The organism is Castellaniella sp. (genome assembly GCF_034674885.1).
Classification (GTDB): Bacteria; Pseudomonadota; Gammaproteobacteria; order Burkholderiales; family Burkholderiaceae_B; genus Castellaniella.
In genome coordinates this window covers 1-25,760 of record NZ_JAUCDS010000014.1, presented here as the reverse complement: position 1 = coordinate 25,760, position 25,760 = coordinate 1, and the positions used below count along the sequence as shown (strand labels likewise).

Sequence of the window (25,760 nt, the reverse complement as noted above, 5' to 3'; positions counted from 1 at the left end):
ACTCGAACGACAAGCACACCAGAAGAAGCTACCCCCGTCCCAAGGCGCGCCTACTTCACCGCGTACAGGAACAATTCCACCCGCCGGTTCAGCGCCCGGCCTTCCGGGGTATTGTTGTCGCCCACCGGACTCGCCGACCCCCGGCCTTCCGCCGTCAGCCGGCCCGGCGCGACGCCCTGGCCCGCCAGGTATTGCGTTACCGCACCCGCCCGACGCTGCGACAAAGGCATATTGATCGCATCCGAGCCCGTGGTGTCCGTATAGCCGATCGACTTCGCCCGCAATTCCGGATGCTGGTTCAAAGCCCGCGCCACACTGTCCAGCACCGGCAGCAACTCGGGCTTCAGCACCGATTTGTTCGTATCGAAAGACACATTGCTGGGGATGTTGACCTTCAGTGTCCCATCCGGCATTTCAATCACGGCAACCCCCAAATTGGACGCCCCGGATTTCTCGACATCCTGCTTGATGCCCTTCCAGTTGTAGCCCACCACCCCGCCGACCACGGACCCGATGCCCGCGCCGATCAGCGCTGCCTGGCTGCTGTCCCCGATCAGCGCCCCCAGGCCAGCGCCCAAAGCCGCCCCCGCGCCTGCGCCCACGGCCGTATGCTGGCCCTGAGGAGATACATTGGCGCACGCCGTCAGCAAAGCCAGACTGCCGACCGCCGCCATCCGGGTGACATAATACGTTGCCGTTGCCATGGAACTCTCCTGTGCTGATGTGATGTGCCTAGCGTAGCAGGATGTGTCCGCGCAAATGTAAGCCCTTGTTGCGTTCCTGGCTTTTCGTCGCCAAAGCCCGCACACCGGCATCCGGCTGTGCGACACGGAATACAATCAGATCCAACAGGCGCCAGGGCCTGGCACAGAGACTTTATGATCGAATTTCAGCACGTCTTCAAATCCTATGGGCGCGGCCGCAACATCCTGGCTGATGTCAACTTTCGCATCGAGCCCGGCGAGTTCATCTTCGTGTCCGGCCCCTCGGGCGCCGGCAAATCCACCCTGCTGAAACTGATGGGCGGGCTGGAACCCGCCAGCCGGGGATCCGTCACCGTCAACGGACACCGCATCGACCGGCTGTCGCCGCACGCCCTGCCCTACCTGCGCCGCACCGTCGGCCTGATCCTGCAGGATGCGCACCTGCTGTTCGACCGGCATGCGTTCGACAATGTGCTGCTGCCCCTGGCCGTGCAGGGCCTGGAATCCGGCATGGCCGCCACCCGGGCGCGCGCGGCGCTGGAAAAGGTCGGCCTGCGGGGCAAGGAATCCATGCTGCCCATCGAGTTGTCGGGCGGCGAACAGCAACGCCTGGCCATCGCCCGGGCCATCGTCGGACGACCGGCCATCCTGATCGCCGATGAACCCACCGCCAATCTCGACCACGACAGCGCCACGCACATCATGGATGTTTTCCGGGATTTCAACCAGGTCGGGGTCACGACCCTGATCGCCTCTCACGACACGGCCCTGATGGCCCGCTACGCCCAGCGCACCCTGCACATCGATGCAGGCCGCTTCACCGACCTGGCCGGAGTCCCCACATGAAACGCTGGCTTCGCCACCACCGCTATGCCCTGCGGGTCGCTTTGCGCCGGCTGCGCCTGCACCCCTTCTCGTCCCTGGCCAATATCGTCGTCATCGCCCTGATGCTGGCGGTCCCCATTCTGGGCGCGGCCGTGCTGCAGTCCAGCCAGCCTCTGGCCAGGCAGCTGGCCGTGTCCCCTGAACTCACCCTGTTCCTGACTGCGGGCACACCTGCCGACCAGCAGCAGGCCCTGCTCAAGCGCCTGCAGGACCAGGCGGGCGACAAGATCTCGGACGCCCGCCTGCTGCCGCGCGACAAGGCCATGGCGCAATTGCGCGCGGACCCGGCGTGGGCGCAGGCGCTGGACGCCCTGGCCGACAACCCGCTGCCCGATGCCCTCATCGTGACCCTGAAGGATTCCGATGCCCCCGCCCAACAGGCGCGTGAACTGGCTGACACCTGGCGGCAATGGCCCGGAGTCGACCACGTGCAACTCGACAGCGAATGGGTGCGGCGCCTGGAATCCCTGTTGTCGTTCGTGCGGGTGGGTCTGGGCCTGCTGGCCGTTGCCGTCGCTGTCGTGGTCCTGGCGACGGTATTCAACACCGTACGGCTGCAGGCTCTGACCCAACGGGATGAAATCGCCGTCGCGCGGCTGGTCGGGGCGACCGAATCGTTCGTCCGGCGGCCCTTTCTGTACCTGGGCGCCCTGACCGGAATGGCCGCCAGCCTGCTGGCCCTGCTGCTGGCCTGGCTGGCCATGGCGCCCTTGAACACCTTGCTGGGGCGTTTCGCTCACAGCTACGGCATCGACTGGTCCCTGCACCTGCCGGCCACCTCGGACCTGCTGCTGTCCTGCGTGCTGATCGCCCTGCTGGGGGCAGTCGCCGCGCGCCTGTCCGTCACCCGGCACACACAGTTCTGATGGCTGCGGCAGACCCCGCATCCCGTATCGCGGCCTGGCAGCGCCTGTCCGGTCGCCACGGGCTGCCCTGGCAGAATACTCGCGACCCCTACCGGATCTGGCTGTCGGAAATCATGCTGCAGCAGACCCAGGCTGCCACGGTCATCCCGTACTACCTGCGCTTCCTGGAACGTTTCCCGACCGTCGCGGCCCTGGCCGATGCGCCCGCCGACGCCGTGCTGCAGTCCTGGGCGGGCCTGGGCTACTACGCCCGCGCCCGCAACCTGCATCGCTGCGCCCAGGCGATCCGCGACCAGCACGCCGGGAAATTCCCCCGCAGCGCCGCCGAACTGGAAACCCTGCCCGGCATCGGCCGTTCGACGGCGGCCGCCATCGCGGCCTTTGCCTACGGCGAACGGGCGCCCATCCTGGACGGCAACGTCCGCCGTGTGATGACGCGGTACCTGGCGCTGCAGGGCGACCCGGGAGCCACCGCCATGCTGCGCACGCTCTGGACGCACGCCCAGGCCTGGCTGGAGCAGGCTCCCGCCGATCTGGACATGCAGGCCTACACCCAGGGCCAGATGGACCTGGGCGCCACGATCTGCACCCGATCCCGTCCCGATTGCCCGCGCTGCCCGCTGGCCCCGGACTGCGCTGCGCGGCGCCAGGGCCTGCAGGACGTCCTGCCCAGCCCGCGCGCCCGGCGCGCCCAGGCCCGACACCAGTGCTGGATGCTGATCGTGGAATGCGAAGGCCACCTGTGGCTGCAGCGGCGGCCCGACACCGGGATCTGGGGCGGCCTGTGGGCGCTGCCGATCTTTGACGACCGGCCAGCCCTGGATGCCGTCCGTGCCCGGCTGCCCTGCGCAGCCGACGGGACCCAGAACCTGGCCGGCATCGAGCACATCTTCACGCACTTTCGCCTGCTGATGCAGCCTATGCGGGTACGCGCATCCGGGCCCCGTTCGGTGATCGAGGCCTTGCTGGGCGGCGCACTGGCCGACCCCACGCTTGCGTCGAGTTCCCGCAATCCGGCCGTGATTCCGATACAGGCAGGGGAATCCGCCTGGATCCCCCTGTCGCAACTGTCAGAAATCGGCCTGCCCGCGCCTCTGTCGCGCCTGCTGCTCGGCCTGTATCCGCCCGCCGCCTGAAAACAGCCGCCGCCGGATCAGCCCGATCCACGGGGCTGGTGCGCGCCGATGCTCATCAGCAGGCCGCAGGCCACGCCCAGCGTCATCAAAGCAGTACCGCCGTAGCTCATGAAGGGCAGCGGCACCCCGACGACCGGAAGCACGCCGGTCACCATGCCGATATTCACGAAAACGTAGACGAACATCATCATGGACATGGCGCCGCCCAGCAGGCGCCCGAACTGCGTGGGCGCCCTCACGGTGATCGTCAGGCCGCGCAGGACCATCAGGGCATATAGCAGCAACAGCGTCACTCCACCGTAGAAACCGAATTCCTCGGCAAACACGGCAAAGATGAAGTCCGTGGTGCGCTCTGGGATGAAATCCAGGTGTGTTTGCGTGCCCTGCATGTAGCCCTTGCCGTAGACGCCGCCCGAACCCACCGCAATCATGGACTGGATCGTGTGAAAACCCTTGCCCAGCGGATCGGACCCGGGGTTCAGCAAGACGCAGACCCGGTACTTCTGATAGTCGTGCAGGACCACCCAGTCCACTTCGGGCTGGCAGATCTGATCCTCGTAGGCCACCAGGGTGCCCAGCCCCAGCACCACTGCCAGCACCACCGGCACCAGCAGTTTGAAGGACAGGCCCGCGAAATAAATCACGCAGAACCCCGACGCCAGCACCAGCAAGGCCGTGCCCAGGTCGGGCTGCTCGATGATCAGCGCAGCAGGCACCAGCAACAGCACCCCGGCCACCAGGAAATCCAGCACTTTGAAGCGCCCGCTGGACTGTCGCTGGAAATACCAGGCCAGCATCAGCGGCACCGCGATCTTCAGCATTTCCGATGGCTGGACGCGGCCAAAGCCCAGTTCCAGCCAGCGTGTCGCCCCCTTGCTGGTCACGCCGAACAGCATCACCGCCACCAAAAGCGCCACACCCACTGCGTACAGGAATGGCGCTGCGCGCATGATGAAAGTCGGGCGCAGCATCGCCACCGCCCACATGGCGACGAAGGCGATCAGGAAATTGCGCAACTGGTCCGCAAAGCGCCAGTCGGTGTTGCCCACCGCCGAGTGCATGGTCGCCATGCCGATCACCGCCATGAGCACCAGGAGAATCAGCAAAGGCCAGTCCAGGACCGACAGCATGCGGCGCGCGGCCAACAGGATGAGCTTCATGGAGTGTCCTCCTGGGCCCCGTCTTCAGGGGGGGTGGCAGCATCCGGCAACGGCGCCGGTTCCGGGGCCTCGTCGTCTTCGGGCGCGGGAGAGGTGTCCGGCGCTCCCGGACTGGGCCGCTTGGTCGCATCGTTTACCCGATGCGCGGCCGCCTGTTCCGCCTGCATCTGCTCTCGTCGCTCGGCCACCCGGTCAGGGCTGAGCCAGTAATCGAAGACCGTGCGGGCGATCGGCGCTGCGACCGAGGCGCCCCAGCCGCCATTCTCGACGATCAGGGCCACGGCGATCTGCGGATCGTTCACCGGCGCGTAGGCCATGAACAGGGCATGGTCGCGCAGGCGTTCATCCACCGCATGCGCCTTGTATTTGGCGCCGCGCAGGCTGTAGACCTGCGCGGTTCCGGTCTTGCCGGCCGCCTGATAGGCAGCCCCTTCAAAGGCTCGCCGCGCAGTGCCCTTGTTGACGACATCGACCATGGCGTCGCGCACTGCCTTAAGGTTGGCAGGCTTGAGCGGGATCGTGTATTGCGGCGCCAGCACCGGATACGTGAAACGCCCGGTCAGGGGGTCGATGATGCGGCGCACCAGATGCGGCTTCATGTACACCCCGTCGTTGGCGAGCACCGAGGTGGCCTGAGCCAGCTGCAGCAGGGTAAAGGCGTTGTAGCCCTGGCCCACCGTCACCGATACGGTTTCACCTTGATACCAATGTTGCTGTTCCGGTTTCTTGTAGGTCTTGCGCTTCCACTCCCTCGAAGGCAGCACGCCGCGCCGCTCTCCGTCCAGGTCGATGCCGGTGATCTGGCCGAACCCGAACTGCTTGCTGAAATCATGCAGGGCATCGACATCCATCATGGCGCCCAGCGAAAAGAAATAGGTGTCCGAGGACACGACGATCGCCCGATGCAGATTCGTCGGCCCATAGACGGCTCCGCCTGCATTGCGGAACTTCTGGCCGGCCAACTCGAAATAACCCGGATCGGGCACCAGATCCTGCGCCCCGCGCAAGCCCATTTCCAGGGCGGCCAAGGCGACGAAGGGCTTGTACGTGGAACCGATCGGATAGGTTCCGTACAAGGGCCGATTGATCAGGGGATGGTCTGGCGATTCATTGAGTTTGCGCCAGTTTTCGACGTCGATGCCGTCCACGAACAGATTCGGATCGAACGAGGGCGAGGACACGAACGCCAGGACCTCGCCGGTATGCGGCGCGATCGCCACCAGCGCCCCGCGACGGCCGGCGAACTGGTCTTCGGCCAGCTTTTGCAAGCCGGCATCCAGGGACAATTCCAGGTTGGACCCCGGAATCGGATCGGTGCGGCTCAGTTCGCGCACGGGCCGGCCGGTCGCCGTGACCTCGAGTTCTTCAACCCCGGTGCGGCCATGCAGGGATTTTTCCCAGGTCTTTTCGATCCCCTTTTTGCCCATCACCTGGGTGCCCCGGTAATTGCCCTCCTGGCCAGTGTCTTCCAGGTGCTGTTCGTCGGCTTCGGAGATCCGGCCCACGAAGCCCAGCACATGCGCGGCGGATTCGCGCAAGGGGTAGGACCGTACCCAGCGGGCCTGCAGGCTGACGCCCGGGAACTCGAAGGCGTGCACGGCGAACCAGGACGCCTCGACGTCGTTCAGATTGTTGCGCAGCAACACCTGCGCGTAGCGACCGCTTTGCTGGTAGGCCCGCATGAATTTGCGCTGGTCGCTGTCGCTGATGTAGACCAGTTCCCGCAAGCGGTCCAGCAGGTCCTCGACCTTTCCCTGGACCTGCGCCCGCGTCACCAGCAGCGTGTAGTCCCGCTGGTTGGTTGCCATGACTTCGCCGTTGCGATCCGTGATCTGGCCGCGTCGGGGCGGGATCGGTACGATGGTGATGCGATTCTGATCGGCGCGCGCCGCCAGATTGTCGTAGCGCACGACCTGCAAATACCACAGGCGCCCGACCAGCAGCAACAGGCACACCATGGCAAATACCCCGGCCACCCAGGCGCGCAACAATACGGTCTGCCGCTGATGCTGGCCGGTCTTGCGGAACTCAAACATGCCGCGCCGTCACACTGCGCCGCCGTCATCGCCATCCAGCCGGCGCTGTGGCAACAACAGCAGAACGTCCGCCAGGGGCAGCAGCGCACCGGTTATCAGCGATGCCCACAGCCAATCCCAGCCCACCCATTCGCCATTGAGCCAGGCGCCCAGCAACCGCGACACCAGGGCCGCCACCACGAACACCGGGATCAGGTGCAGCGTCTGGACCCAGACATTGAAATGCTGCAGCCGCCGATGCAGCCGCAGCACCCCATAGGCGCACAGGACGTAGTTCAGCGCGTGCAGCCCCAGCAAACCGGAATCATGCACGTCCATCAACAGTCCCAGGACAAAGGCCGTCAGCAGGCCGACCCGCCCAGGTTCGTGCAGGCACCAGAAAGCCAGCACCAACAGCAGCATGTCGGGCACCGGCTGCCACAGGCGCCAGGGCAGCAGGGACGCCAGCCAGACCAGCAACAGCGTCCCCCAGACCAGCCAGGCCGATGACGGTCGATGGAAGGGCGCAGCATCCACAGGCTGCAGGGACATCAGCGAGGAACTCCCCGCTGGCCGCTTAGTGCTGACCAAGGGCACGTTCGATCTCCTCGGGTTTGGGCACTTTCGACACGTCGACGCGCAGCACCAGGAAATGGCGATAGCGTTCGGGATGGGACAAGGGTTCGGCGATCGCCATGGCAAAGCCGGTACCCGGATCGCGATCGACCTTTTCTACCCGGCCCACGGACAGCCCCGCCGGGAACAGGCCGCCGATGCCGCTGGTCACGAGCGTATCGCCGGCCTGCACGTCCATATTGGCTGTCAGGTAACGGACTTCCAGCTTGCCGACCTCGTCGCTGCCGAAGGCGATCAGGCGCAGGCCATTGCGCAGCACCTGGACTGGAATGGACACCTGGTCGTCGATCAGCAGGGCTGCCTCGGAGGTGAACGGGGTGACGTGGATGATCTGGCCGACGACCCCGCCCTCATCGATGACCGGCATCCCGGGTTCGATACCCGCATCGGACCCCTTGTTGAAAATCAGCCGATGACTGAACGCATTGGGCGGCACGTAGAAGACCTCGACGGCCACCGATTGCTGAGAAATGGATTCGGACACGTTCAGCAAGCGGCGCAACTGTTCGTTTTCCGTGGTCAGCTGGGCCGCGTGCGTGACCAGTTGCGCCATTTCGATCTGCTGCCGGCGCAAGGCGTCCTGTTCCTCGCGGGCCAGGGCGGCGGCATGCGACCAGCTGTTCACGTATTCCATGGCCTCGCGCGGGGCCAGCACCACCCGCTGAAAGGGGTAGATGGCCGTCGACAGGGTCTGGCGCACTGGACTCAGGGTCGACCAGTGCGCATCGGTCACGATCAGCGCCAGGCAGACGGCCAGCAGCAGGACCAGGCGGACTTCAATGCTGGGTCCTCGCTTGAACAGCCTGAGCGTCCCGGGTTCACGCATGACGAAAAAGAGCGCAGACCGCTCGATCAATCGTAAATGAAGACCCCGCCCAAACGCTCGAGGTGTTCGAGTGCTTCGCCGCAGCCCCGTACCACGCATGTCAGCGGGTCTTCGGCCACGACGACGGGCAGGCCAGTTTCTTCCTGGAGCAGGCGGTCCAGATCATGCAGCAGCGCCCCGCCCCCAGTGAGGGCGATGCCCTTGTCGGTGATGTCGGCGCCCAGTTCGGGCGGCGTCTGTTCCAGGGCTGTCTTCACGGCCGAAACGATCTGGTTCAGGGGGTCGGTCAGGGATTCGAGGATTTCGTTCGAAGACACCGTGAAGCTGCGCGGGACGCCTTCGGACAGGTTGCGGCCCTTGACTTCGATCTCGCGGATCTCAGACCCGGGGAAAGCCGAACCGATTTCCTTTTTGATGAGTTCTGCGGTGGGTTCGCCAATCAGCATGCCGTAGTTGCGGCGGATGTAATTGATGATGGCCTCGTCGAATTTGTCGCCGCCAACCCGCACCGAGCCTTTGTAGACCATGCCGCCCAGGGAAATCACGGCGACTTCGGTGGTGCCGCCGCCGATGTCCACGACCATGGAGCCGCTGGCGTCCGACACGGCCAGGCCAGCGCCGATGGCCGCAGCCATGGGTTCCTCGATCAGATAGACCTGGCTGGCGCCCGCGCCCAGAGCGGACTCGCGGATGGCGCGGCGTTCGACCTGAGTAGAACCGCAGGGCACGCAGACGATGATGCGCGGGCTGGGGGCCAGCATGCTGCGCGGATGCACCATGCGGATGAACTGCTTGAGCATCTGCTCGGTCACGGTGAAGTCGGCGATCACGCCGTCCTTCATGGGCCGGATGGCTTCGATGTTGCCGGGGACGCGGCCCAGCATCTGCTTGGCCTCGTGGCCGACGGCCTGGATGATTTTCTTGCCGTTGGGGCCGCCATCGTGGCGGATGGCGACGACCGAGGGTTCGTCGAGCACAATGCCCTTGCTGCGGACATAGATCAGCGTATTGGCCGTGCCAAGGTCAATCGCCATATCGCTGGAAAAATAGCTGCGTAGGAATCCGAACATGGGCGCACTAATGTAAAGGGAATGAAATGGGATTTGCGCACGTAGGGCCCGATGTCGCCGACGATCTACCGCCAGCGCGGCGGGCACAGGCCAGGCAAGCCGCATGGAATCGGTAATGATAACTTATAATCCTCTAGGGACATGCCCAACATCAAGTGGAAAGTTTTGCAAAACATCCGCTTTCGGCATTCCCGGACACATCCGCACACACACATCCGGCCGCCCCTTGGCGACGGCCTCTCCGGCAAGACGACATGGCACTGACCGAACAGGACATCACCCGGCTCGCACGGCTCTCGGGCCTGCGCCTGGATTCCAATGACCAATCCCGCGCCCACCAGGAACTGAACCGCATCCTGGGCCTGATCGAAGAACTGCAGGCAGTGGACACCAGCGGCATCGAACCCATGGCTCACCCGCTGGCCGCCCACCAGGACATCGCCCTGCGGTTGCGCGACGACGCGGCCGACCCGGCCCAGTCGGCCGACCAGCGCGATGCCTGCCTGAAAAACGCCCCGGCAGCCCACCAGGGCCTCTTCCTCGTGCCCACCGTCATTGAATGATGCCATGACCCAGCTCTCAGAATTCAGCAGCATCCAGGCGCTGGGCGAAGCCCTGCGCAGCCGGCGCGCCAGCGCCACCGAACTGGCGGCCGACGCCCTGCGGGCCGCCCGCGCCTATTCCGACCAGAACGTCTTCCTGCAGATCGACGACGACCTGACCCTGGCTCAGGCCCGCGCTGCCGATCAGGCCCTGGCCGACGACCGGGCCGGTCCGCTGACCGGCATCCCCATCGCCCACAAGGACCTGTTCGTCACACAGGGATGGCGCACCACCGCCGCCAGCCGCATGCTGGCCGACTACGTCAGCCCATTCGACGCCACGGTGGTGGACCACCTGCGCCAGGCAGGCGCCGTGTCCCTGGGCAAGCTCAGCTGCGACGAATTCGCCATGGGCTCGGGCAATGAAAATTCCGCCTTCGGCCCGGTGCGCAACCCCTGGGACGCCGACCGCATTCCCGGCGGTTCATCGGGTGGTTCCGCCGCCGCCGTGGCCGCCGGCCTGGTGCTGGGCGCCACCGGCACCGACACCGGTGGGTCGGTGCGCCAGCCTGCCGCCTACTGCGGCGTCAGCGGCATCAAACCCACCTACGGCACCGTATCGCGCTACGGCATCATCGCCTATGCCTCCAGCCTGGACCAGGCTGGTCCCCTGGCTCGCAGCGCCCGCGACCTGGTGCCGCTGCTCGACACCATGAGCGGCTTCGACCCCCGGGACTCCACCAGCCTGGAATCCTGCGACGGCCACCCCAACGCCGCCGGCCGCATCCAGACCGACTTCGATGCTGCCCAATCCGCCTTCCAGGCAGCCGGCGCCCTGCCCCTGAAGGGCCTGCGCATCGGGGTGCCACGCGAATTCTTCAACGAAGGCCTGGCCGCCGACGTGGGCGCCGCCATCGAATCGGCCCTGCAGGTCTTCGAATCGCTGGGCGCCGTCCGTGTGGACGTGTCCCTGCCCCGCACTCGCCTGTCGATTCCGGCGTATTACGTGATCGCCCCGGCCGAGGCTTCCAGCAACCTGTCGCGCTACGACGGGGTGCGCTACGGCCACCGGGCGGCCCAGTACACAGATCTGGCCGACATGACCAGCCGTTCCCGTTCGGAAGGCTTCGGCGACGAAGTACGCCGCCGCATCCTGGTGGGTACCTACGTGCTGTCGCACGGCTATTACGATGCCTACTATCTGCAGGCACAGCGCGTGCGACGCATGATCGTCGATGATTTCCAGCGCGCCCTGTCCCAGGACTGCGACGTCATCATGGGCCCGGTCACGCCTGCCACGGCGCGCCGCATCGGCGACAACCGCCAGGATCCCATCGCCGACTGGCTGGGCGACATCTACACGCTGGGCGTCAGCCTGGCCGGGCTGCCAGGCATGTCGATTCCCTGCGGCTTTGGCGGGGATACGGGCCGCCTGCCCATCGGGCTGCAGATCGTCGGCCGCTATTTCGACGAGGGCCGCCTGCTGGCCCTGGCCGACCGCTACCAGCAAGCCACCGACTGGCACCAACGCACACCGGAACACGCATAATGGATTGGGAAATCGTCATCGGGCTGGAAACCCACGCCCAGCTGTCCACGCAGTCGAAGATCTTTTCACGCAGCAGCACGCGCTTTGGCGCCGAACCCAACACCCAGGCCAATGCCGTGGACATGGCCTTGCCGGGTTCACTGCCGGCCATGAACCGGGGCGCGGTGGAACGCGCCATCCAGTTCGGTCTGGCCATCGGCGCCCAGGTGGCGCACCGGTCCGTGTTCGCGCGCAAAAATTATTTCTACCCCGATCTGCCGAAGAACTACCAGATCAGCCAGTTCGAACTGCCCATCGTGGTCGGCGGCCAGTTGTCGTTCTTCGTGGGCGAACAGGAACACACGATCAACCTGACGCGCGCCCACCTGGAAGAAGACGCGGGGAAATCCCTGCACGAACATTTCACGGGGCCGCACGGTGAATCATCCAGCGGCATCGACCTGAACCGCGCTGGCACGCCGCTGCTGGAAATCGTCACCGAACCGGAAATGCGCTCGGCCGCCGAGGCGGTGGCCTACGCCCGCACGTTGCACGGCCTGGTGGTCTGGCTGGGCATCTGCGACGGCAACATGCAGGAAGGTTCCTTCCGCTGCGACGCCAACGTGTCGGTGCGACCGCGCGGGCAGGCCGAATTCGGCACGCGCTGCGAGATCAAGAACCTGAACTCCTTCCGCTTCCTGGAACGCGCCATCCAGTACGAAATCCGCCGCCAGATCGAACTGATCGAGGACGGCGGCAAGGTCATCCAGCAAACCCGGCTGTACGATCCGGACCGGGACGAGACCCGCGCCATGCGCACGAAGGAAGATTCCGACGATTACCGGTATTTCCCCGATCCCGACCTGCCGCCGCTGATCGTGTCGCAGGAATGGATCGAAGAGGTTCGCGCGGCCCTGCCGGAACTGCCTGCGGCGAAACGCGCCCGCTTCGAATCGGACATGGGGCTGACGGCCTACGATGCCGCGCAGCTGACGCTGCACCGAGCGATCGCCGATTATTTCGAGGCAACCGCAGCGATCTTGCCTGCCGGGCAAGCCAAACAGGCAGCCAACTGGATCCTGGGCGAGTTGTCGGCCGCGCTGAACCGCGACAATCTGGACATCAGCCAGTCGCCGGTGGCACCCGCGCAATTGGCGGCGCTGATCGCCCGTATTCTGGACGGAACGATTTCCACGAAGATCGCCCGTGATGTGTTCGCGGCGATGTGGGCAGGGGAATCGGGCGGCGATGCGGATGCGATCATCGAATCGAAAGGCCTGCGCCAGATCAGTGACACCGGTGCGATCGAAGCCATGATCGACCAGGTGCTGGCGGCCAATCCCGCGACGGTTGAAGAATATCGGGCGGGCAAACAGAAGGCGTTCAATTCACTGGTGGGCCAGGTGATGAAAGCCGCCAAGGGCAAGGCGAACCCGCAGCAGGTGAACACGGTCCTGAAGCAGAAGCTGGACGGGTAGTTTTCCTGCGGAGCGGTCAATCTCGGCCGACGTGCTGCAACACATGCGACACCCTGAGGCCGTGCGGCGCCCGGAAGACAAGGCGCCACACGGCCGCTCAAGAACTCAAATCAGCAGGTTCAAGAACCCAAACTAGCCGCCTCATCAAATCCCGTACCGATCCCGATAAGCACCTACAGCATCCCGGTATTCGGCCAGTGCCGCATCCCCTTCCAGCAGCGTCATCACATCCACCAAAGACGCAATGCTGACCACCGGAATCCCGTAGGTCTGTTCCACGTCCTGCACCGCCGAATGCGCCGACAGCGCGCCTTCGGCGCCGGCGCGTTCCATGCGGTCCAGCGCGATCAGCACGGCCGCCGGCTGGGCGCCGGCCGCGCGGATCAGCGCCACGGATTCGCGCACCGACGTGCCTGCCGTGATCACGTCATCGATGATCACCACCCGACCCTGCAAAGGCGCGCCCACCAGCACACCGCCCTCGCCGTGGTCCTTGGCTTCCTTGCGGTTGAAGGCGAACGGCACCGGGCGGCCGGCCATGGCCGGCTGCTCCGCCAGCGCCACCGCCGTCGTCGTCGCCAGGGGGATGCCCTTATAGGCGGGGCCAAACAGCATGTCGAAACCCAATCCGGCCTCGATCAGCGCCTGGGCATAGAATTGTCCCAGTCGGCCGACGCTGGCGCCATCGTTGAACAGGCCCGCGTTGAAAAAGTAGGGGCTCAGCCGCCCGGATTTGGTCTTGAACTCGCCAAAGCGCAAGACACCCTGATCCAGGGCAAAGCGGACGAAGGCTTGGGCGTGCGAACCGGGCATGACGGAAATCTCTGAATCTGGGAAGGCCACATTATCGGATATTTCCGGTCAGATCCGCAGGTCCGGCCCCCACCTCGGCATTCCAGCCTCCTCCGATGCAGCAATCCCCACGTCTCGCTTGCACGCATCCGGTGCCGGAGTCACCGCCCCTGAAGACGTCTCTGATGCCGGACAGGCCCCCGCTATGCTTTCCCCCTCAGTGCGCCTATCATTTAGCCCTCGAACCCCACACGCGGCACGAAGGAACGACGTCATGCGTCAACCGGTCTATTTCATTTCCCACGGCGGCGGCCCCTGGCCCTGGATGCCGGACCCCACGAACAACTACGCGGCACTGACGGCCGCCCTGCAGGGCATCCCTGCCGCATTGCCACAAACGCCCCGGGCCATTCTGATGGTTTCCGCCCACTGGATCACCCGCAGCCAGCTCAAGGTCAGCGGCCACCCACAACCGGGCATGGTGTACGACTACCACGGCTTTCCAGCCGATACCTACGAGATTCACTACACGGCCCCCGGATCGCCCCGCCTCTCGGCGCGCGTGCAGACCCTGCTGTCCGCCCACGGCATCCCGGTCGTCGAAGACACCCGGCGCGGATTCGACCATGGCGCCTTCGTCCCGGCCTACGTCATGTACCCCAAGGCGCAGATCCCCATGGTGCAGCTGTCGATCGAAGCCGGCTTCGACCCCGCCTGGCATCAGGCGCTGGGCGCGGCCCTGCAGCCGCTGCGCGACGAAAACATCCTGATCATCGGCAGCGGGCTCAGCTACCATAATCTGCGCGGCTTCGGTCCGGCGGGACGCGAACCGTCCGCCCTGTTCGATACCTGGCTGCAAGAAGCCCTGGTCGGCACGCCCGCCGACCAACGGCAGGACCACATGCTGCACTGGAGCGACGCTCCCGCCGCCCGCATCTGCCACCCCATGGAAGACCACCTGGTGCCCCTGTTCGTCGCCAGCGGAGCGGCCGGCGACGACACCGCCACCTGCTTCCATCATGAAACCGATGCATCCGGCGGGCTGACCGTGTCCAGCTTCCGGTTCGGCTAAATTGGCTAAAGGAATCCCGTGCTGCGCATCACCTCATTGAACGTCAACGGCATCCGTTCCGCCTACCGCAAAGGGCTGGCACACTGGCTGCAATCCCAGAAACCCGACATCGTCTGCCTGCAGGAAATCAAGATCCAGGATACGGACCTGACCGACGATCTGCGCCATCCGGATGGCTATGCCGGGCATTTCCATCACGCCGAAAAAAAGGGCTACAGCGGCGTGGGCCTGTACCTGCGCCAGCCTGCAGACACCGTGTCCATCGGCATGGACTGCCCCGAATTCGACGCCGAGGGCCGCATCCTGCGAGCCGACTGGCCGGGCCTGAGCGTGGTCAGCGCCTACCTGCCATCCGGTTCCAGCGGCGACGAGCGGCAAACCGCAAAATACCGTTTCCTGGACCACTACGAAAACTGGCTGGACGGACTGATGCAGGAATATCGCGACACTGGCCGGGAATTCGTCATCTGCGGCGACTGGAACATCGCCCACCGTGAAATCGATCTGAAGAACTGGAAAGGCAATCTGAAGAACAGCGGTTTTCTGCCGGAAGAACGCGCCTGGTTGACGCAGCTGTTCGACGAGCGCGGCTGGGTGGACGTGTACCGCCGCCTGCACCCCGCCACGGAAGGCGAAGCCTATACTTGGTGGAGCAATCGCGGCCAGGCCTGGGCGAAGAACGTCGGGTGGCGCATCGACTACCACATCGCCACTCCCGGCATCGCCGCCCGGGCCCAGGCGGCCAGCATCTACAAGGACGAACGCTTCAGCGATCACGCACCCTTGACTATCGACTATGCATTCCCATGATGGGAATCATGCATAAATTGCATGATTCAACCCATGATCAAATGAAATTGCTATACTGACGCCCAGTTCTCTGGGAGTATTCCATGACCGATTCCGTCGAAAGCGCCGTTGCCGCCGCCTCTGGCCTGCAAAACTGGTCCATGATGCAGGAAAAACAGAACCTGCTGTTGCGCAAGGTCCTGGACAGCCAGTCCAACACCATTCTCAGCCTGGTGAATTCCGTTCCCAGTGTGCCGCAGCTGGCCAGTGGCGGTGCCGTGGGCACTCTGCTGCACACCACGGCCTGATCCGCGCCGTGCAGGTCACCGTCCCGGACGGTTGGCCTATGAAAATGCCCCACATCATTGCCGTGGGGCATTTTTCGTTCTGACGCAGCACACCAGGCGGCGTGCCATCAGGGCCGATCAGGCAGGCACCCGCCGCCGATGATGGATGTCATCATCCTGCCGCTGGTAATTCTGCGCCAGGACCGCGCACACCATCAGCTGGATCTGGTGAAAGATCATCAGCGGCAACAGCACCGGCCCGATCGCGCTGGCGCTGAACAGCACACCGGCCATCGGCACACCCGTCGCCATGCTTTTCTTCGAACCACAGAAGACAATGGTGATTTCGTCCGCCCGATTGAAACCGAGCTTGCGGGCGGACCAGGTATTGAGCACCAGCACGACCGCCAGCAGCACGCAGCAGCAGATCACCAGCAGGATCAAGGACTGGGGAGCAACCTGGTGCCAGAGGCCTGCCACGACCGACTCGCTGAAGGCCGTGTACACCACCAGCAGGATGGAACTCTGATCCACGCTGGTGACCAGCTTGCGGTGACGATCCATCCAGCGGCCGATCACGGGCCGCATCAGGTGCCCGGCGATGAACGGCAGGAAAATCTGTTGGCCGATGCGCAGGATCGAAGACAGCAGGGAACTGCTGTCCAGGGCGGAGGTATCCGCCTGCAGCAGCAGTTGCAGCAGCAGCGGAGTGATGACGATGCCGACGATACTGGAGGCAGAGGCTGCGCACACCGCCGCCGGCACATTGCCGCGCGCGACCGATGTGAAGGCGATCGCCGACTGTACCGTGCCCGGCAGCACGCACAGGTACAGCACGCCCACATACAGCGGTTCACCCAGCAGGGGAACCAGGACCGGTCGCAGCAGCCAGCCCAGGATCGGAAAGATCACAAAGGTCCAGACGAAGATCACCCCGTGCAGGCGCCAGTGCGTAGCCCCCGCGATGATGGCTTCACGCGACAGTTTCGCGCCGTGCAAAAAGAACAGCAGCGCGATCGCGGCCGCCGTCAGCCATTCGAAAAAGACGGCCCCCTGCCCATGCGCGGGCACCACGGTCGCCGCGACGACGACGGCGATCAGGATCAGGGTGAAGCGGTCAAACAGCAGGCGTAGTTTCGATACCATGACAAAGGAGGCTCCGACGATCCGGTTCTTTGAGGACCGAGGATAAACGAAGCGCCAAATCATGTTTGGCGACAAACAATAGCGAAATGGTTTTGAACGGACCCAACGGGATCGATCTGCCCCGATCAAGCCGCCGGATCCGCATCCAGCCGGTCGATCAGCCCGCGCATCCACCACAGCAGCACCAGGCCCGGCATGGCGATAGCCACCGTCATCACGAAAAACGACGGCCAGCCGAGATGTTCGACGAACACCGGCGTCAGCGGCCCGGCCAGATACGTGCGGCCCACCGCCGACAGCGCCGACAGCAAGGCGAACTGCGTCGCGGAAAACTGCTGCCGGCACAGCGCCATCAGCAAGGCGACGAACGCCGCCGTACCCAGGCCGCCGCACAGATTTTCCACCGCCACGACCACCGCCATGGAATACAGATGCGGCGGTGTGACGGCCAGCATCCAGTAGCCCAGATTGGACACGGCCTGCAGCAGCCCAAAGACCATCAAGGCGCGATACAGGCCCAGGCGCGTCATCAGCCCGCCGCCCGCCAGGGCGCCGATGATGGTGGCCACCAGGCCGAAGACCTTGTTCACCATGCCGACTTCGGTGACGTCAAAGCCGGCGCCACGAAGCAGGAATGTCGTGGACAGGGCGCCCGCGAAGGCATCCCCCAGTTTGTAGAGCACGATCAGCAGCAGGATGGACCAGGCGCCGGAGCGCCCGAAAAATTCCCGCAATGGAGCGATGACCGCCTGCTGCAGATCCCGGGGCCGCTGGGCGGCCTGCTCGGGTTCGGGCGCCCACAAGGTCGCCAGGGACGCCAGCGCCATCAAGGCCCCCATCAGCATGTAGGTCCGCCCCCAGCCCAGCCACTGGTCGGCCATGATCAGCGCCAGCCCTCCAGACACCACCATGGCCAGGCGATAGCCCATGACCTTCAGGGCGGCGCCAGCCGCCCTTTCCTCGTGGCGCAGCACATCCGTGCTGTACGCGTCGAAGGCAATGTCCTGGGTCGCCGACAGAAAGGCAACCCAGACTGCCAGCAGGGCCAGCGTCTGCAATTCGGTGCCTGGCGAGAAAAACCCCATGGCGGCGATCGATGCCGCCAGCAGCCACTGCGTCAGGAATACCCAGCCGCGCCGCCTTCCCAACCAGGGGGGCGCGTAGCGGTCCACCAGCGGCGCCCACAGAAACTTCAGCGTGTAGGCCGTACCGGCCAGCGTCAGGAAACCGATGCTTTGCAGGGATACCTGTTCGACCGTGGCCCAGGCCTGCAGCGTGCCGGTCGTCAGCGCCAGCGGCAAACCGCTGGCAAAACCCAGCACCAGCAAGGGGGCAACGCGCCGGCGACCGTAGACACGCCAGCCGTCCGTCATCCCTGCCTACCCATGGGCGACTCGAATCGATAGACCGCCAGCGTACTGCGCCAACTGCGCAGCCAGTGGATCTCGGTTTCACCCCGGAAGGTGGCCAGATGCGTGATGCGCAGGCCCAACTGGGCAGCCAGCAACTGGAAGTCCCGCAGGGTGCACAAATGGATGTTGGGCGTGTCGTACCACTGGTAGGGCATCTGGTCGTTGACCGGCATGCGCCCGCGCAGAATCGACCAGCCATGCGGCCAGTAGCCGAAATTTGGGAAGGATACGATGCCGTACCGGGCGACCCGGGCCATCTCGTGCAGGATGTGTTCGGTGTGATGCATGGACTGCAGCGTCTGCGACAACACCACGGTATCGAACTGCTGGTCGTCGAACAGGGCCAGGCCTTCTTCGAGGTTCTGCTGGATCACACGGACGCCACGGCGCACGGCAGCGATCACCCGATCATCGTCCAGCTCGACCCCCGCCCCCTGCACCTGGCGGGTGCGCTGCAGATACGACAGCAGATAGCCATCGGCGCAGCCCAGGTCCAGCACCCGGCTGCCGGGAGCGATCCACTGGGCGATGCGCAGCAGGTCGATACGCGGCGCGTCGTCGGCCTGCTGCAGGGCGCCCGCAGGCGGCGCTGCCAGTGGCGCACTCGCCGAGGCGGTGATCGGTGAATTCATGCCAGCACCCCCGTCGTCCGGCGGCGATCGCCCAGGTCCAGGCGCTGCGCGATCTGGTCGTAATAGCCCTGCACGATAGCGTGATAGCGCATGTCGCCCAGCAGGAAGGCATCATGGCCGTGCGGGGCGTCGATTTCGGCGTAGGTGACTTCCCGCCGGTTCTTCAGCAAGGCCTGCACGATCTCGCGGGAATGTTCCGGCGCGAAACGCCAGTCCGTGGAAAAGGACACCAGCAGGAACCGTGCCTGGGCCGGCGACAACGCCTGGGCCAGATCCCCGCCCGTCGCCCGCGCAGGGTCGAAATAATCCAGCGCCCGGGTCAGCAACAGATAGGTGTTGGCATCGAAATGGCGGGAAAACTTTTCCCCCTGGTGCCGCAGATAGGATTCGACCTCGAATTCGACGTCGTAGTTGTAGCGGTAGTCGCCATTGGCGTTGGGCGCACGCTGGGCCCGTCCGAACTTGGCAGCCATGACCTCGTCGGACTGATAGGTGATGTGCCCCACCATCCGTGCCACCGACAGGCCGTGCGTGGGCACCGTGCCATGGGTGTAGTAATCCCCATTATGGAAGTCGGGATCCGTCAGGATCGCCCGGCGGGCGACTTCGTTGAAGGCGATGTTCTGGGCCGTCAGGCGGGCCGTGCTGGCCACCACGATGCAATCACCCACCCGTTCCGGACAGGTGATTGCCCAACTGAGCGCCTGCATGCCGCCCAGCGAGCCGCCCATCACGGCGGCAAAACGGTCGATGCCGAAATGATCGGCGACCCGCGCCTGCGCCCGCACCCAGTCCTCGACGGTGAGCAGCGGAAACGCTGCGCCCCAGGGCTTGCCGGTCGCCGGATTGATCGTGGTGGGGCCGGTCGAGCCGAAGCACGACCCCAGGTTGTTGACGCCGATGACGAAGAAGCGGTCGGTGTCCACGGCTTTGCCGGGGCCGACCATGTTGTCCCACCAGCCAATCTGTCCCGGTTGATCGGCATCCATGCCCGCCACATGATGCGAGGCGTTCAGGGCATGACAGATCAGCACGGCATTGCTGCGCTGGGCGTTCAGTTCGCCATAGGTTTCCACCGCCAAGGTATAGGACGGCAGCACCTGGCCGCTGGACAGGGTGAGCGGTTCATCAAAGGCCAGGAATTGCGGAGATACGTAGCCAACACTGCCCGTTGGCACGGCAGGACGCGCCGGAGCGGCTGCAGGATCTGGAGAAACGGCAAGGGTGGTCATAGGACCTCTTTAGCTGGATTTATTGGAGCGCCCGCAAGCGGATCAGGCAAATCGGCGCCAAGTCATGGTTCATTCTAGCACCGCACCCGCAGCCTGGAACCCCATCGCGCCAGGCGGGGCCTGCGCAGCCGCTCTCGCAACCCTGTCAGAACGGACACGGCTGCCTGAGTCTTGTGACAATTCAAAACATGCTTCGTGATACATTCGCTCACGTCTAGGCGCTGTAGCCAATAACAATATCTCTATGGAGACCACCATGACACAACTGACCGCTCGCGAACATGACTGCCTGTACTGGGCCGCCCAAGGCAAGACCAGCTGGGAAATGGGCCGCATCCTGGGAATCACTGAACGGACGGCCAATTTCCACATCGCCAATTCCTGCGACAAGCTCGGAGTCAGGTCGCGTCAGGCCGCCATCACGCAGGCCCTGCAGCGCAAACTGCTGGATCTGGACAAATTCTCCCCGGCAGAATCCTCGGAAAAGCCCCCCAGGCGCCCGCTGCCGGACCGCCGCCCGGATAAATCGGACTCGGGGCACCGGCCCGGAAGAAGCACCAGGCCCATTCCCTGCGTCAGCTAAAATCGGTTTATTCAGACCAACCCGGTACCGATTATCATGACCCTGGCCTCCGACCGGCGCAGCCTGCTCGCTGCCCATCCCGATCTCTTGCGCGCGATCCAGCGCGGCATCGAGAAAGAAGGCCTGCGGGTAGATACGGGGGGCATGCTGGCCAGCACGCCGCACCCCCGGTCGCTGGGGGCGGCGCTGGCCAACCCGCACATCACCACGGACTACTCAGAGGCCCTGCTGGAACTGGTCACCAGCCCGGATGCGTCACCCGAAGCCCTGGTTCAGGAATTGACCGACATCCATGCCTTCGTGGCGCTGCGCAACCCCGGCGAAGCCATCTGGAATCAGTCCATGCCGGCGCACCTGCCGCCGCAGGCCGACATCCCGGTCGCCTGGTATGGCACGTCCAACACCGGCATGCTCAAGCACGTCTACCGCCAGGGCCTGGCCTGGCGCTACGGCAAGATCATGCAATGCATCGCGGGCGTGCATTACAACTTTTCCCTGCCGGAATCGGCCTGGGACCTGCTGGCGTCCGGCAGCACCCCAAAAGAACGGCGCAATGCGGGCTACATGGGCCTGATTCGCAATTTCATGCGGCATTCCTGGCTGCTGATGTACCTGTTCGGCGCCTCGCCTGCCATGTCGCGCAGTTTCCTGCAGAATGCCGGCCTGGAAGCCCAGCTGACCCACCTGAGCCCCGACACCTACTGCCTGCCCTGGGCCACCAGCCTGCGCATGAGCGACCTGGGCTACAAGAACCCCACGCAGTCCGAACTGCATCTTTGCTATAACGACCTGGATACCTTCACGGCCCGCATCCACACGGCCGTCACGACGCCCTGGCCCGCCTACGAGGCCATCGGCACCCACCGTGACGGCCAGCGCATCCAGCTGAACACCAACATCCTGCAGATCGAAAACGAGTACTACGCCACCATCCGGCCCAAACAGACGGCCGGGCGCTGCGAACGCCCCAACACCATCCTGCACGAGCGCGGCATCCAGTACGTGGAAGTGCGCTGCATGGACATCGACCCCTGGGAATCCGCCGGCATCTCTGTGGACACCTGCCAGTTCCTGGACGCCTTCCTGCTGTACTGCGCCCTGGAAGACAGCCCTCTGTTCCCCGCCCCCGGTACCTGTCAGGAAAGCCAGGCCAATTTCGCGCTGGTCGCCCGCGAAGGCCGCCGACCCGGCCTGCGGCTGACGCACGAAGGCCAGTCCATCGGGCTGCAGGATTGGGCGGAGCGCATCCTGGCAGGCATCGCCCCCTACGCCGAACTGCTGGATCAGCACTTGGGCAATTCCCGCCACATGGACTCGCTGGATCAGCAGCGCCGCAAGATCCGGGACCCGGACACCACGCCCTCGGCCCGACTGCTGGCGGAACTGCGCAGCAGCGGCCAGGAATTCCACGACTGGACCCTGGCGCAAAGCCAGGCCCATTGGGCCGCCCTGCAGGCTCGCGGCCTGCCCGCCGACACCCTGGCGGCCTACGACCAGGCCGCTGCGGATTCCCTGGCTGAACAGGCAGCCCTGGAGGCTGCCGACACGGAAAGCTTCGAAGACTATGTCGCCCGGTTCCACTCGGCGCTGGTGAAGGCGGCCTGAATCCACCGGACACTGCGCGCGGGTGTGCTGCCCCCTATATGACCGGGCATTGGGGCGCGGGACGTAGCACGCGATCCAGTGCGCCCGACGAGAACATCACGCCTGAGATCACCATCGCCGCCCCCAGCCACTGGCCCAGCGACACAGACTCACCCAACATGATGGCGATCAACATGGCGGAAACTGGCACCAGATCGAAAAAGACAGCGGTATGTGCCGGTCCGATCCGACGCACGCCCTGATTCCACCACAGATACGCTAGCACCGTGCCGAACAAGGCCATGGCGACCAGCGCCCAGGCCGTCCCGGCCGATGGCAGCCCCAGCGCACCGCCGTTCGCGGACAAGGCGGCCGTCACCATCAGCACCGCCCCCATCAGCATGGTGCCCGCTGTGGTTTGCGCCGGTGTCAATCCCGACACCCAGCGCTTGCCGATCACGCTATACAAGGCCCAGCAAAGATTGCCCAGCAGAATCAGCGCGTCGCCCGACCCGAAATGCAGGTGCTGCGCCAAGGTCGACCAGGAGCCTCTGGTGACGACCACCACCACGCCCAACAGGCTCAATCCCAGGCCCAGGATCTGCCGCCAGGAAATGGTGTCTCCCATCACCAGGGCGGTCAGCACAACCGTCAAGGTAGGGTTCAGCGTCATGATGAGCGCACCGTTCACTGCGGATGTGGATTGCAGGCCATAGAAAAACGTCACGTTGAATCCAAACACACCCACGAAGGCCATCGCCAACAGCGGCCACGCATGCCGACGCATGCCGGACCAGTCCACCTTTTCCCGGAACAGCACGTAGACGGCCATGACGACGCCGGCCAATAGGAACCGCCAAGCAGCAGCGCTCAGGGGGTCCAGGGTCTGCACGACCCAGGCCCCCAGGTTGAAGTTCGCCCCCCAGAAGAACGCCGTCATCACCAGGGAAAGGTATATCGTCCGATCTCGCATCCTCAATGCTCCTGAAAACACGCCTTGAACAAGGTGGTTGGGGGCATTATGATTTTTCTCTTTAGGAAAACATATCCTGATAAGAACAAAATTATTTTTCGGAATTGAAAAATTCGATCATGGATAATCGATTGCCCAAACTCGACTGGAACGATCTACGCTTCTTCCTGGCCGTCGCCCGAAAGGGCGGGCTGACGCCCGCCGCACAGGATCTGCGCACCAGTCCCGCCACGGTTTCACGCCGCATCGACGCGCTGGAGCGAGCCACCGGCATGGCGCTGTTCCTGCGCCGCCAGACCGGCTATACCCTGACCGAAGAAGGTGAACGGCTGCTGGCCAGCGCCCTGCCGGTCGAGCACGCCATCGACAGCCTGCTGCGGCAAACCCAGATCAGCGGCGACACCAACCCCTGGCATGGCACGGTACGCCTTGCCACATCGGACACGGTCGCCATTGCGTGGATCGCACCGCATCTGCCTGGATTTCTGGACGCGCACCCCGGTCTGCAGATCGAGGTCCTGACCGGCTTCAATATGGTCAACCTGTCGCGCCGCGATGCCGACATTGCCTTGCGCATGGCCCCGCCCGCACCGGAAGAAGAGGGCGATTACGTAGCGGCGCACGCGGGCGCCATGCCTTTCGCCGCGTACGCCACCGCTGCTGCGCTGGCCGGGGGCGCAGACTGGAGAACGCTTCCCCACATCAGTTGGAGCGAACCGCTGCAACACATCCCCTTGGCGAAATGGACGGACGCAGCCTTCAAAGGCCGCACGCCACGCCTGCTGTCCAACAGCCTGCCCTTCATGGCAGCAGCAGCCCACGCGGGCGCGGGCGTCATCGTCCTGCCGACCTCGATCGGGGATGCCGACCCCCGTCTGCAACGCATCGAGCCCGACCACATGGCCTGCGTCCGGGATCTCTGGATCGTGTATCACCGCGACCTGCGCTCCAGCCGCCTGATCCTGGCCGTGAAAGCTTTCCTGCTGGATATCGTGACCCGCGAAGGCATGAGCCCATGACGCAGACGATGCCCGCCGCTCGCGTGCGCGCCTTGAAACAATCGCGCACAATATGCGGATGCAGTCCTTGCGAATCGATGCGGGCGAAGCCGTACGGCGATTCTTCTTGCCTCGCGGATTTATCGTCATCCAACGCCAGGAACTCGAACGCAACGGTGTCCTGAATCCACAACTTCCGGATGGAAAAATCATGTTCTCCGGTTTGAGCGCCTTTCCCCTGACCCCGATGACAGAGACTGGGATCGACGAGGCGGCATACATCCGCCTGATCGAGCAGCTTTCCCAGGCGGGCGTGGATTCGATTGGTGCGCTGGGCTCGACCGGCAGCTATGCCTACCTGTCCCGCGCCGAACGCCTCCGTGCGGCACAACTGGCCGTCCGGCATGCAGGCGATGTGCCCGTGATGGTCGGCATCGGCGCCCTGCGCACGCGCGACGTGCTGGACCTGGCCCAGGACGCGCAGGCTGCCGGGGCCAGCGGGGTCCTGCTGGCCCCCATGTCCTACCAGCGGCTGACAGACGACGAAGTGTTCAGTCTTTACGAGGCGGTGACCCGTTCCCTGTCCATCCCGCTGTGCGTATACGACAACCCGGGCACGACCCATTTCGAATTCAGCGACGCGCTGCATGGCCGGATCGCCCAGTTGCCCCAGGTGGCCTCGATCAAGATCCCCGGCGTGCCGGCCGATCCCGCAGCCGCTCAGGCGAGAGTGGCGCGGCTGCGCGCCCTGATCCCGGCCCACGTCACCATCGGCGTCAGCGGCGACGGCTTTGCGGCGCTTGGCCTGAACGCCGGCTGCGAGGCCTGGTATTCGGTGATCGGCGGCCTGTTCCCGCACCTGGCGCTGGAAATCATCCGCGCCGCACAGGCGGGCAGGCCGCAAGAATCAACCCGCCTGTCGGATCGCCTGGCTCCGCTTTGGGCGCTGTTTGCGCAATACGGCAGCCTGCGGGTGACCGCTGCTGCAGCAGAAATCCGTGGATGGACCCAGGCACCCAGCCTGCCGCTGCCGCTCAGATCGCTGGAAGGATCAGCAAGACAGCGTCTGAAGGCGGTCCTGGATCAGCTGGGGCTTTGATCAAGTACAGGACACCTGCGAAATCATGGCGGTCGCACGCACAATCGCAAGCGCGCCTGGCTGCGGTCTTTGAACACAGACCGGGCTCTGCAGCTTCGAGAAGCGGCGATCCAGGAAATGGCGCGGTTCACCTGTGCTGGTTCAGGCCAGCCGTAGTCGGTTCCAGGCGACGGAAATCCGCGCACCGTGAAGGCGCACACCAGCCATTTGGGAATTTTCCAAGGCGTGGTCGTGCCAACCGCACAAGCCCTTGATCTATATGGCGCGCCCGACAGGAATCGAACCTGTATCAGAAGCTTCGGAAACTCCTATTCT

The 25,760-nt window shown here is 64.7% G+C and carries 25 protein-coding genes and 1 riboswitch; of the genes, 13 read left to right on the top strand and 12 right to left on the bottom strand.

Annotation, left to right across the window (positions count from 1 at the left end; genetic code table 11):
• Positions 1-50: 50 nt before the first annotated feature.
• Entirely contained in the window at positions 51-704 is a 654-nt protein-coding gene (locus VDP74_RS09360; RefSeq protein WP_322999362.1) for an OmpA family protein, read from the bottom strand.
• 174 nt (positions 705-878) lie between these two features.
• Between VDP74_RS09360 and VDP74_RS09355 the strand changes: the two genes are divergently transcribed.
• Genes VDP74_RS09355 through mutY form a run of 3 tightly spaced genes read left to right on the top strand, consistent with a single transcriptional unit; the run spans position 879 to position 3,591 of the window.
• Positions 879-1,550, top strand: coding sequence for a cell division ATP-binding protein FtsE (locus tag VDP74_RS09355; RefSeq protein ID WP_322999361.1), 672 nt, complete (start codon positions 879-881; stop codon positions 1,548-1,550).
• Positions 1,547-2,455, top strand: a complete 909-nt coding sequence (locus tag VDP74_RS09350) for an ABC transporter permease (RefSeq protein ID WP_322999360.1) — start codon at positions 1,547-1,549, stop codon at positions 2,453-2,455. Before VDP74_RS09355 ends, VDP74_RS09350 begins: the two co-directional genes overlap by 4 nt.
• Positions 2,455-3,591, top strand: coding sequence for an A/G-specific adenine glycosylase (mutY, locus tag VDP74_RS09345; RefSeq protein WP_322999359.1), 1,137 nt, complete (start codon positions 2,455-2,457; stop codon positions 3,589-3,591). The genes VDP74_RS09350 and mutY overlap by 1 nt, the downstream gene beginning before the upstream one ends.
• Positions 3,592-3,608: 17 nt before the next feature.
• Here mutY and rodA read toward each other — a convergent pair whose 3' ends face one another.
• The 5 genes from rodA to VDP74_RS09320 are packed head-to-tail and all read right to left on the bottom strand — an operon-like array spanning position 3,609 to position 9,298.
• Positions 3,609-4,751 (bottom strand): rod shape-determining protein RodA, encoded by a 1,143-nt coding sequence (rodA, locus tag VDP74_RS09340; protein ID WP_322999358.1) that lies wholly within the window; start codon positions 4,749-4,751, stop codon positions 3,609-3,611.
• Positions 4,748-6,787 carry a penicillin-binding protein 2 gene (mrdA, locus tag VDP74_RS09335; RefSeq protein WP_322999357.1) on the bottom strand — a complete coding sequence of 680 codons (2,040 nt, stop codon included), beginning with the start codon at positions 6,785-6,787 and terminating at the stop codon, positions 4,748-4,750. Before mrdA ends, rodA begins: the two co-directional genes overlap by 4 nt.
• A gap of 9 nt (positions 6,788-6,796) precedes the next feature.
• Positions 6,797-7,318 carry a rod shape-determining protein MreD gene (gene mreD, locus VDP74_RS09330; protein ID WP_322999356.1) on the bottom strand — a complete coding sequence of 174 codons (522 nt, stop codon included), beginning with the start codon at positions 7,316-7,318 and terminating at the stop codon, positions 6,797-6,799.
• 25 nt (positions 7,319-7,343) lie between these two features.
• Complete coding sequence (gene mreC / locus VDP74_RS09325; protein ID WP_322999355.1) at positions 7,344-8,228, bottom strand: rod shape-determining protein MreC; 885 nt, start codon at positions 8,226-8,228, stop codon at positions 7,344-7,346.
• 26 nt (positions 8,229-8,254) lie between these two features.
• Entirely contained in the window at positions 8,255-9,298 is a 1,044-nt protein-coding gene (locus VDP74_RS09320) for a rod shape-determining protein (RefSeq protein WP_043685149.1), read from the bottom strand.
• Between the two features lie 254 nt (positions 9,299-9,552).
• Between VDP74_RS09320 and gatC the strand changes: the two genes are divergently transcribed.
• Genes gatC through gatB form a run of 3 tightly spaced genes read left to right on the top strand, consistent with a single transcriptional unit; the run spans position 9,553 to position 12,846 of the window.
• Positions 9,553-9,861, top strand: coding sequence for an Asp-tRNA(Asn)/Glu-tRNA(Gln) amidotransferase subunit GatC (gene gatC, locus VDP74_RS09315; RefSeq protein ID WP_322999354.1), 309 nt, complete (start codon positions 9,553-9,555; stop codon positions 9,859-9,861).
• A gap of 4 nt (positions 9,862-9,865) precedes the next feature.
• Entirely contained in the window at positions 9,866-11,389 is a 1,524-nt protein-coding gene (gene gatA, locus VDP74_RS09310; RefSeq protein WP_322999353.1) for an Asp-tRNA(Asn)/Glu-tRNA(Gln) amidotransferase subunit GatA, read from the top strand.
• Positions 11,389-12,846: an Asp-tRNA(Asn)/Glu-tRNA(Gln) amidotransferase subunit GatB gene (gene gatB / locus VDP74_RS09305; RefSeq protein ID WP_322999352.1), complete on the top strand. Its 1,458-nt coding sequence runs from the start codon at positions 11,389-11,391 to the stop codon at positions 12,844-12,846. The genes gatA and gatB overlap by 1 nt, the downstream gene beginning before the upstream one ends.
• 144 nt (positions 12,847-12,990) lie before the next feature.
• Here the strand turns inward: gatB and pyrE are convergent, their stop codons facing one another.
• Positions 12,991-13,659 carry an orotate phosphoribosyltransferase gene (gene pyrE / locus VDP74_RS09300; RefSeq protein WP_322999351.1) on the bottom strand — a complete coding sequence of 223 codons (669 nt, stop codon included), beginning with the start codon at positions 13,657-13,659 and terminating at the stop codon, positions 12,991-12,993.
• Positions 13,660-13,912: 253 nt separating this feature from the next.
• On the opposite strand from pyrE, the gene VDP74_RS09295 reads away from it, so the two are divergent.
• The 3 genes from VDP74_RS09295 to VDP74_RS09285 all read left to right on the top strand — a co-directional run bounded on the left by VDP74_RS09295 (position 13,913) and on the right by VDP74_RS09285 (position 15,807).
• A complete protein-coding gene (locus tag VDP74_RS09295) occupies positions 13,913-14,710 on the top strand; it encodes a class III extradiol ring-cleavage dioxygenase (RefSeq protein WP_322999350.1) in 798 nt (265 codons plus the stop codon).
• A gap of 18 nt (positions 14,711-14,728) precedes the next feature.
• On the top strand, positions 14,729-15,520 hold the full coding sequence (locus VDP74_RS09290; protein WP_322999349.1) for an exodeoxyribonuclease III: 792 nt from the start codon (positions 14,729-14,731) through the stop codon (positions 15,518-15,520).
• An 83-nt stretch (positions 15,521-15,603) separates the two neighbouring features.
• Positions 15,604-15,807, top strand: a complete 204-nt coding sequence (locus VDP74_RS09285; protein ID WP_322999348.1) for a hypothetical protein — start codon at positions 15,604-15,606, stop codon at positions 15,805-15,807.
• A 117-nt stretch (positions 15,808-15,924) separates the two neighbouring features.
• Here the strand turns inward: VDP74_RS09285 and VDP74_RS09280 are convergent, their stop codons facing one another.
• From VDP74_RS09280 to metX, 4 genes are all read right to left on the bottom strand, one after another.
• Positions 15,925-16,932, bottom strand: coding sequence for a bile acid:sodium symporter family protein (locus tag VDP74_RS09280; protein ID WP_322999347.1), 1,008 nt, complete (start codon positions 16,930-16,932; stop codon positions 15,925-15,927).
• A gap of 125 nt (positions 16,933-17,057) precedes the next feature.
• Positions 17,058-18,305: a muropeptide transporter gene (locus VDP74_RS09275; RefSeq protein WP_322999346.1), complete on the bottom strand. Its 1,248-nt coding sequence runs from the start codon at positions 18,303-18,305 to the stop codon at positions 17,058-17,060.
• The gene (gene metW / locus VDP74_RS09270; protein ID WP_322999345.1) at positions 18,302-18,976 is read right to left on the bottom strand and encodes a methionine biosynthesis protein MetW; all 675 of its coding nucleotides are present in this window, start codon (positions 18,974-18,976) and stop codon (positions 18,302-18,304) included. The genes VDP74_RS09275 and metW overlap by 4 nt, the downstream gene beginning before the upstream one ends.
• Complete coding sequence (gene metX / locus VDP74_RS09265; protein WP_322999344.1) at positions 18,973-20,208, bottom strand: homoserine O-succinyltransferase MetX; 1,236 nt, start codon at positions 20,206-20,208, stop codon at positions 18,973-18,975. The genes metW and metX overlap by 4 nt, the downstream gene beginning before the upstream one ends.
• Positions 20,197-20,276: riboswitch (SAM riboswitch) on the bottom strand. It overlaps the preceding gene by 12 nt.
• A gap of 188 nt (positions 20,277-20,464) precedes the next feature.
• On the opposite strand from metX, the gene VDP74_RS09260 reads away from it, so the two are divergent.
• Together VDP74_RS09260 and gshA are read left to right on the top strand one after the other, a co-directional pair.
• Complete coding sequence (locus tag VDP74_RS09260; protein WP_322999343.1) at positions 20,465-20,791, top strand: helix-turn-helix domain-containing protein; 327 nt, start codon at positions 20,465-20,467, stop codon at positions 20,789-20,791.
• 33 nt (positions 20,792-20,824) lie between these two features.
• Entirely contained in the window at positions 20,825-22,396 is a 1,572-nt protein-coding gene (gene gshA, locus VDP74_RS09255) for a glutamate--cysteine ligase (protein ID WP_416232963.1), read from the top strand.
• 34 nt (positions 22,397-22,430) lie between these two features.
• Here gshA and VDP74_RS09250 read toward each other — a convergent pair whose 3' ends face one another.
• Entirely contained in the window at positions 22,431-23,348 is a 918-nt protein-coding gene (locus tag VDP74_RS09250) for a DMT family transporter (protein ID WP_322999341.1), read from the bottom strand.
• Positions 23,349-23,467: 119 nt separating this feature from the next.
• On the opposite strand from VDP74_RS09250, the gene VDP74_RS09245 reads away from it, so the two are divergent.
• Complete coding sequence (locus tag VDP74_RS09245) at positions 23,468-24,367, top strand: LysR family transcriptional regulator (protein ID WP_322999340.1); 900 nt, start codon at positions 23,468-23,470, stop codon at positions 24,365-24,367.
• Positions 24,368-24,557: 190 nt separating this feature from the next.
• Positions 24,558-25,445: a dihydrodipicolinate synthase family protein gene (locus VDP74_RS09240; RefSeq protein ID WP_322999339.1), complete on the top strand. Its 888-nt coding sequence runs from the start codon at positions 24,558-24,560 to the stop codon at positions 25,443-25,445.
• Positions 25,446-25,760 lie beyond the last annotated feature (315 nt).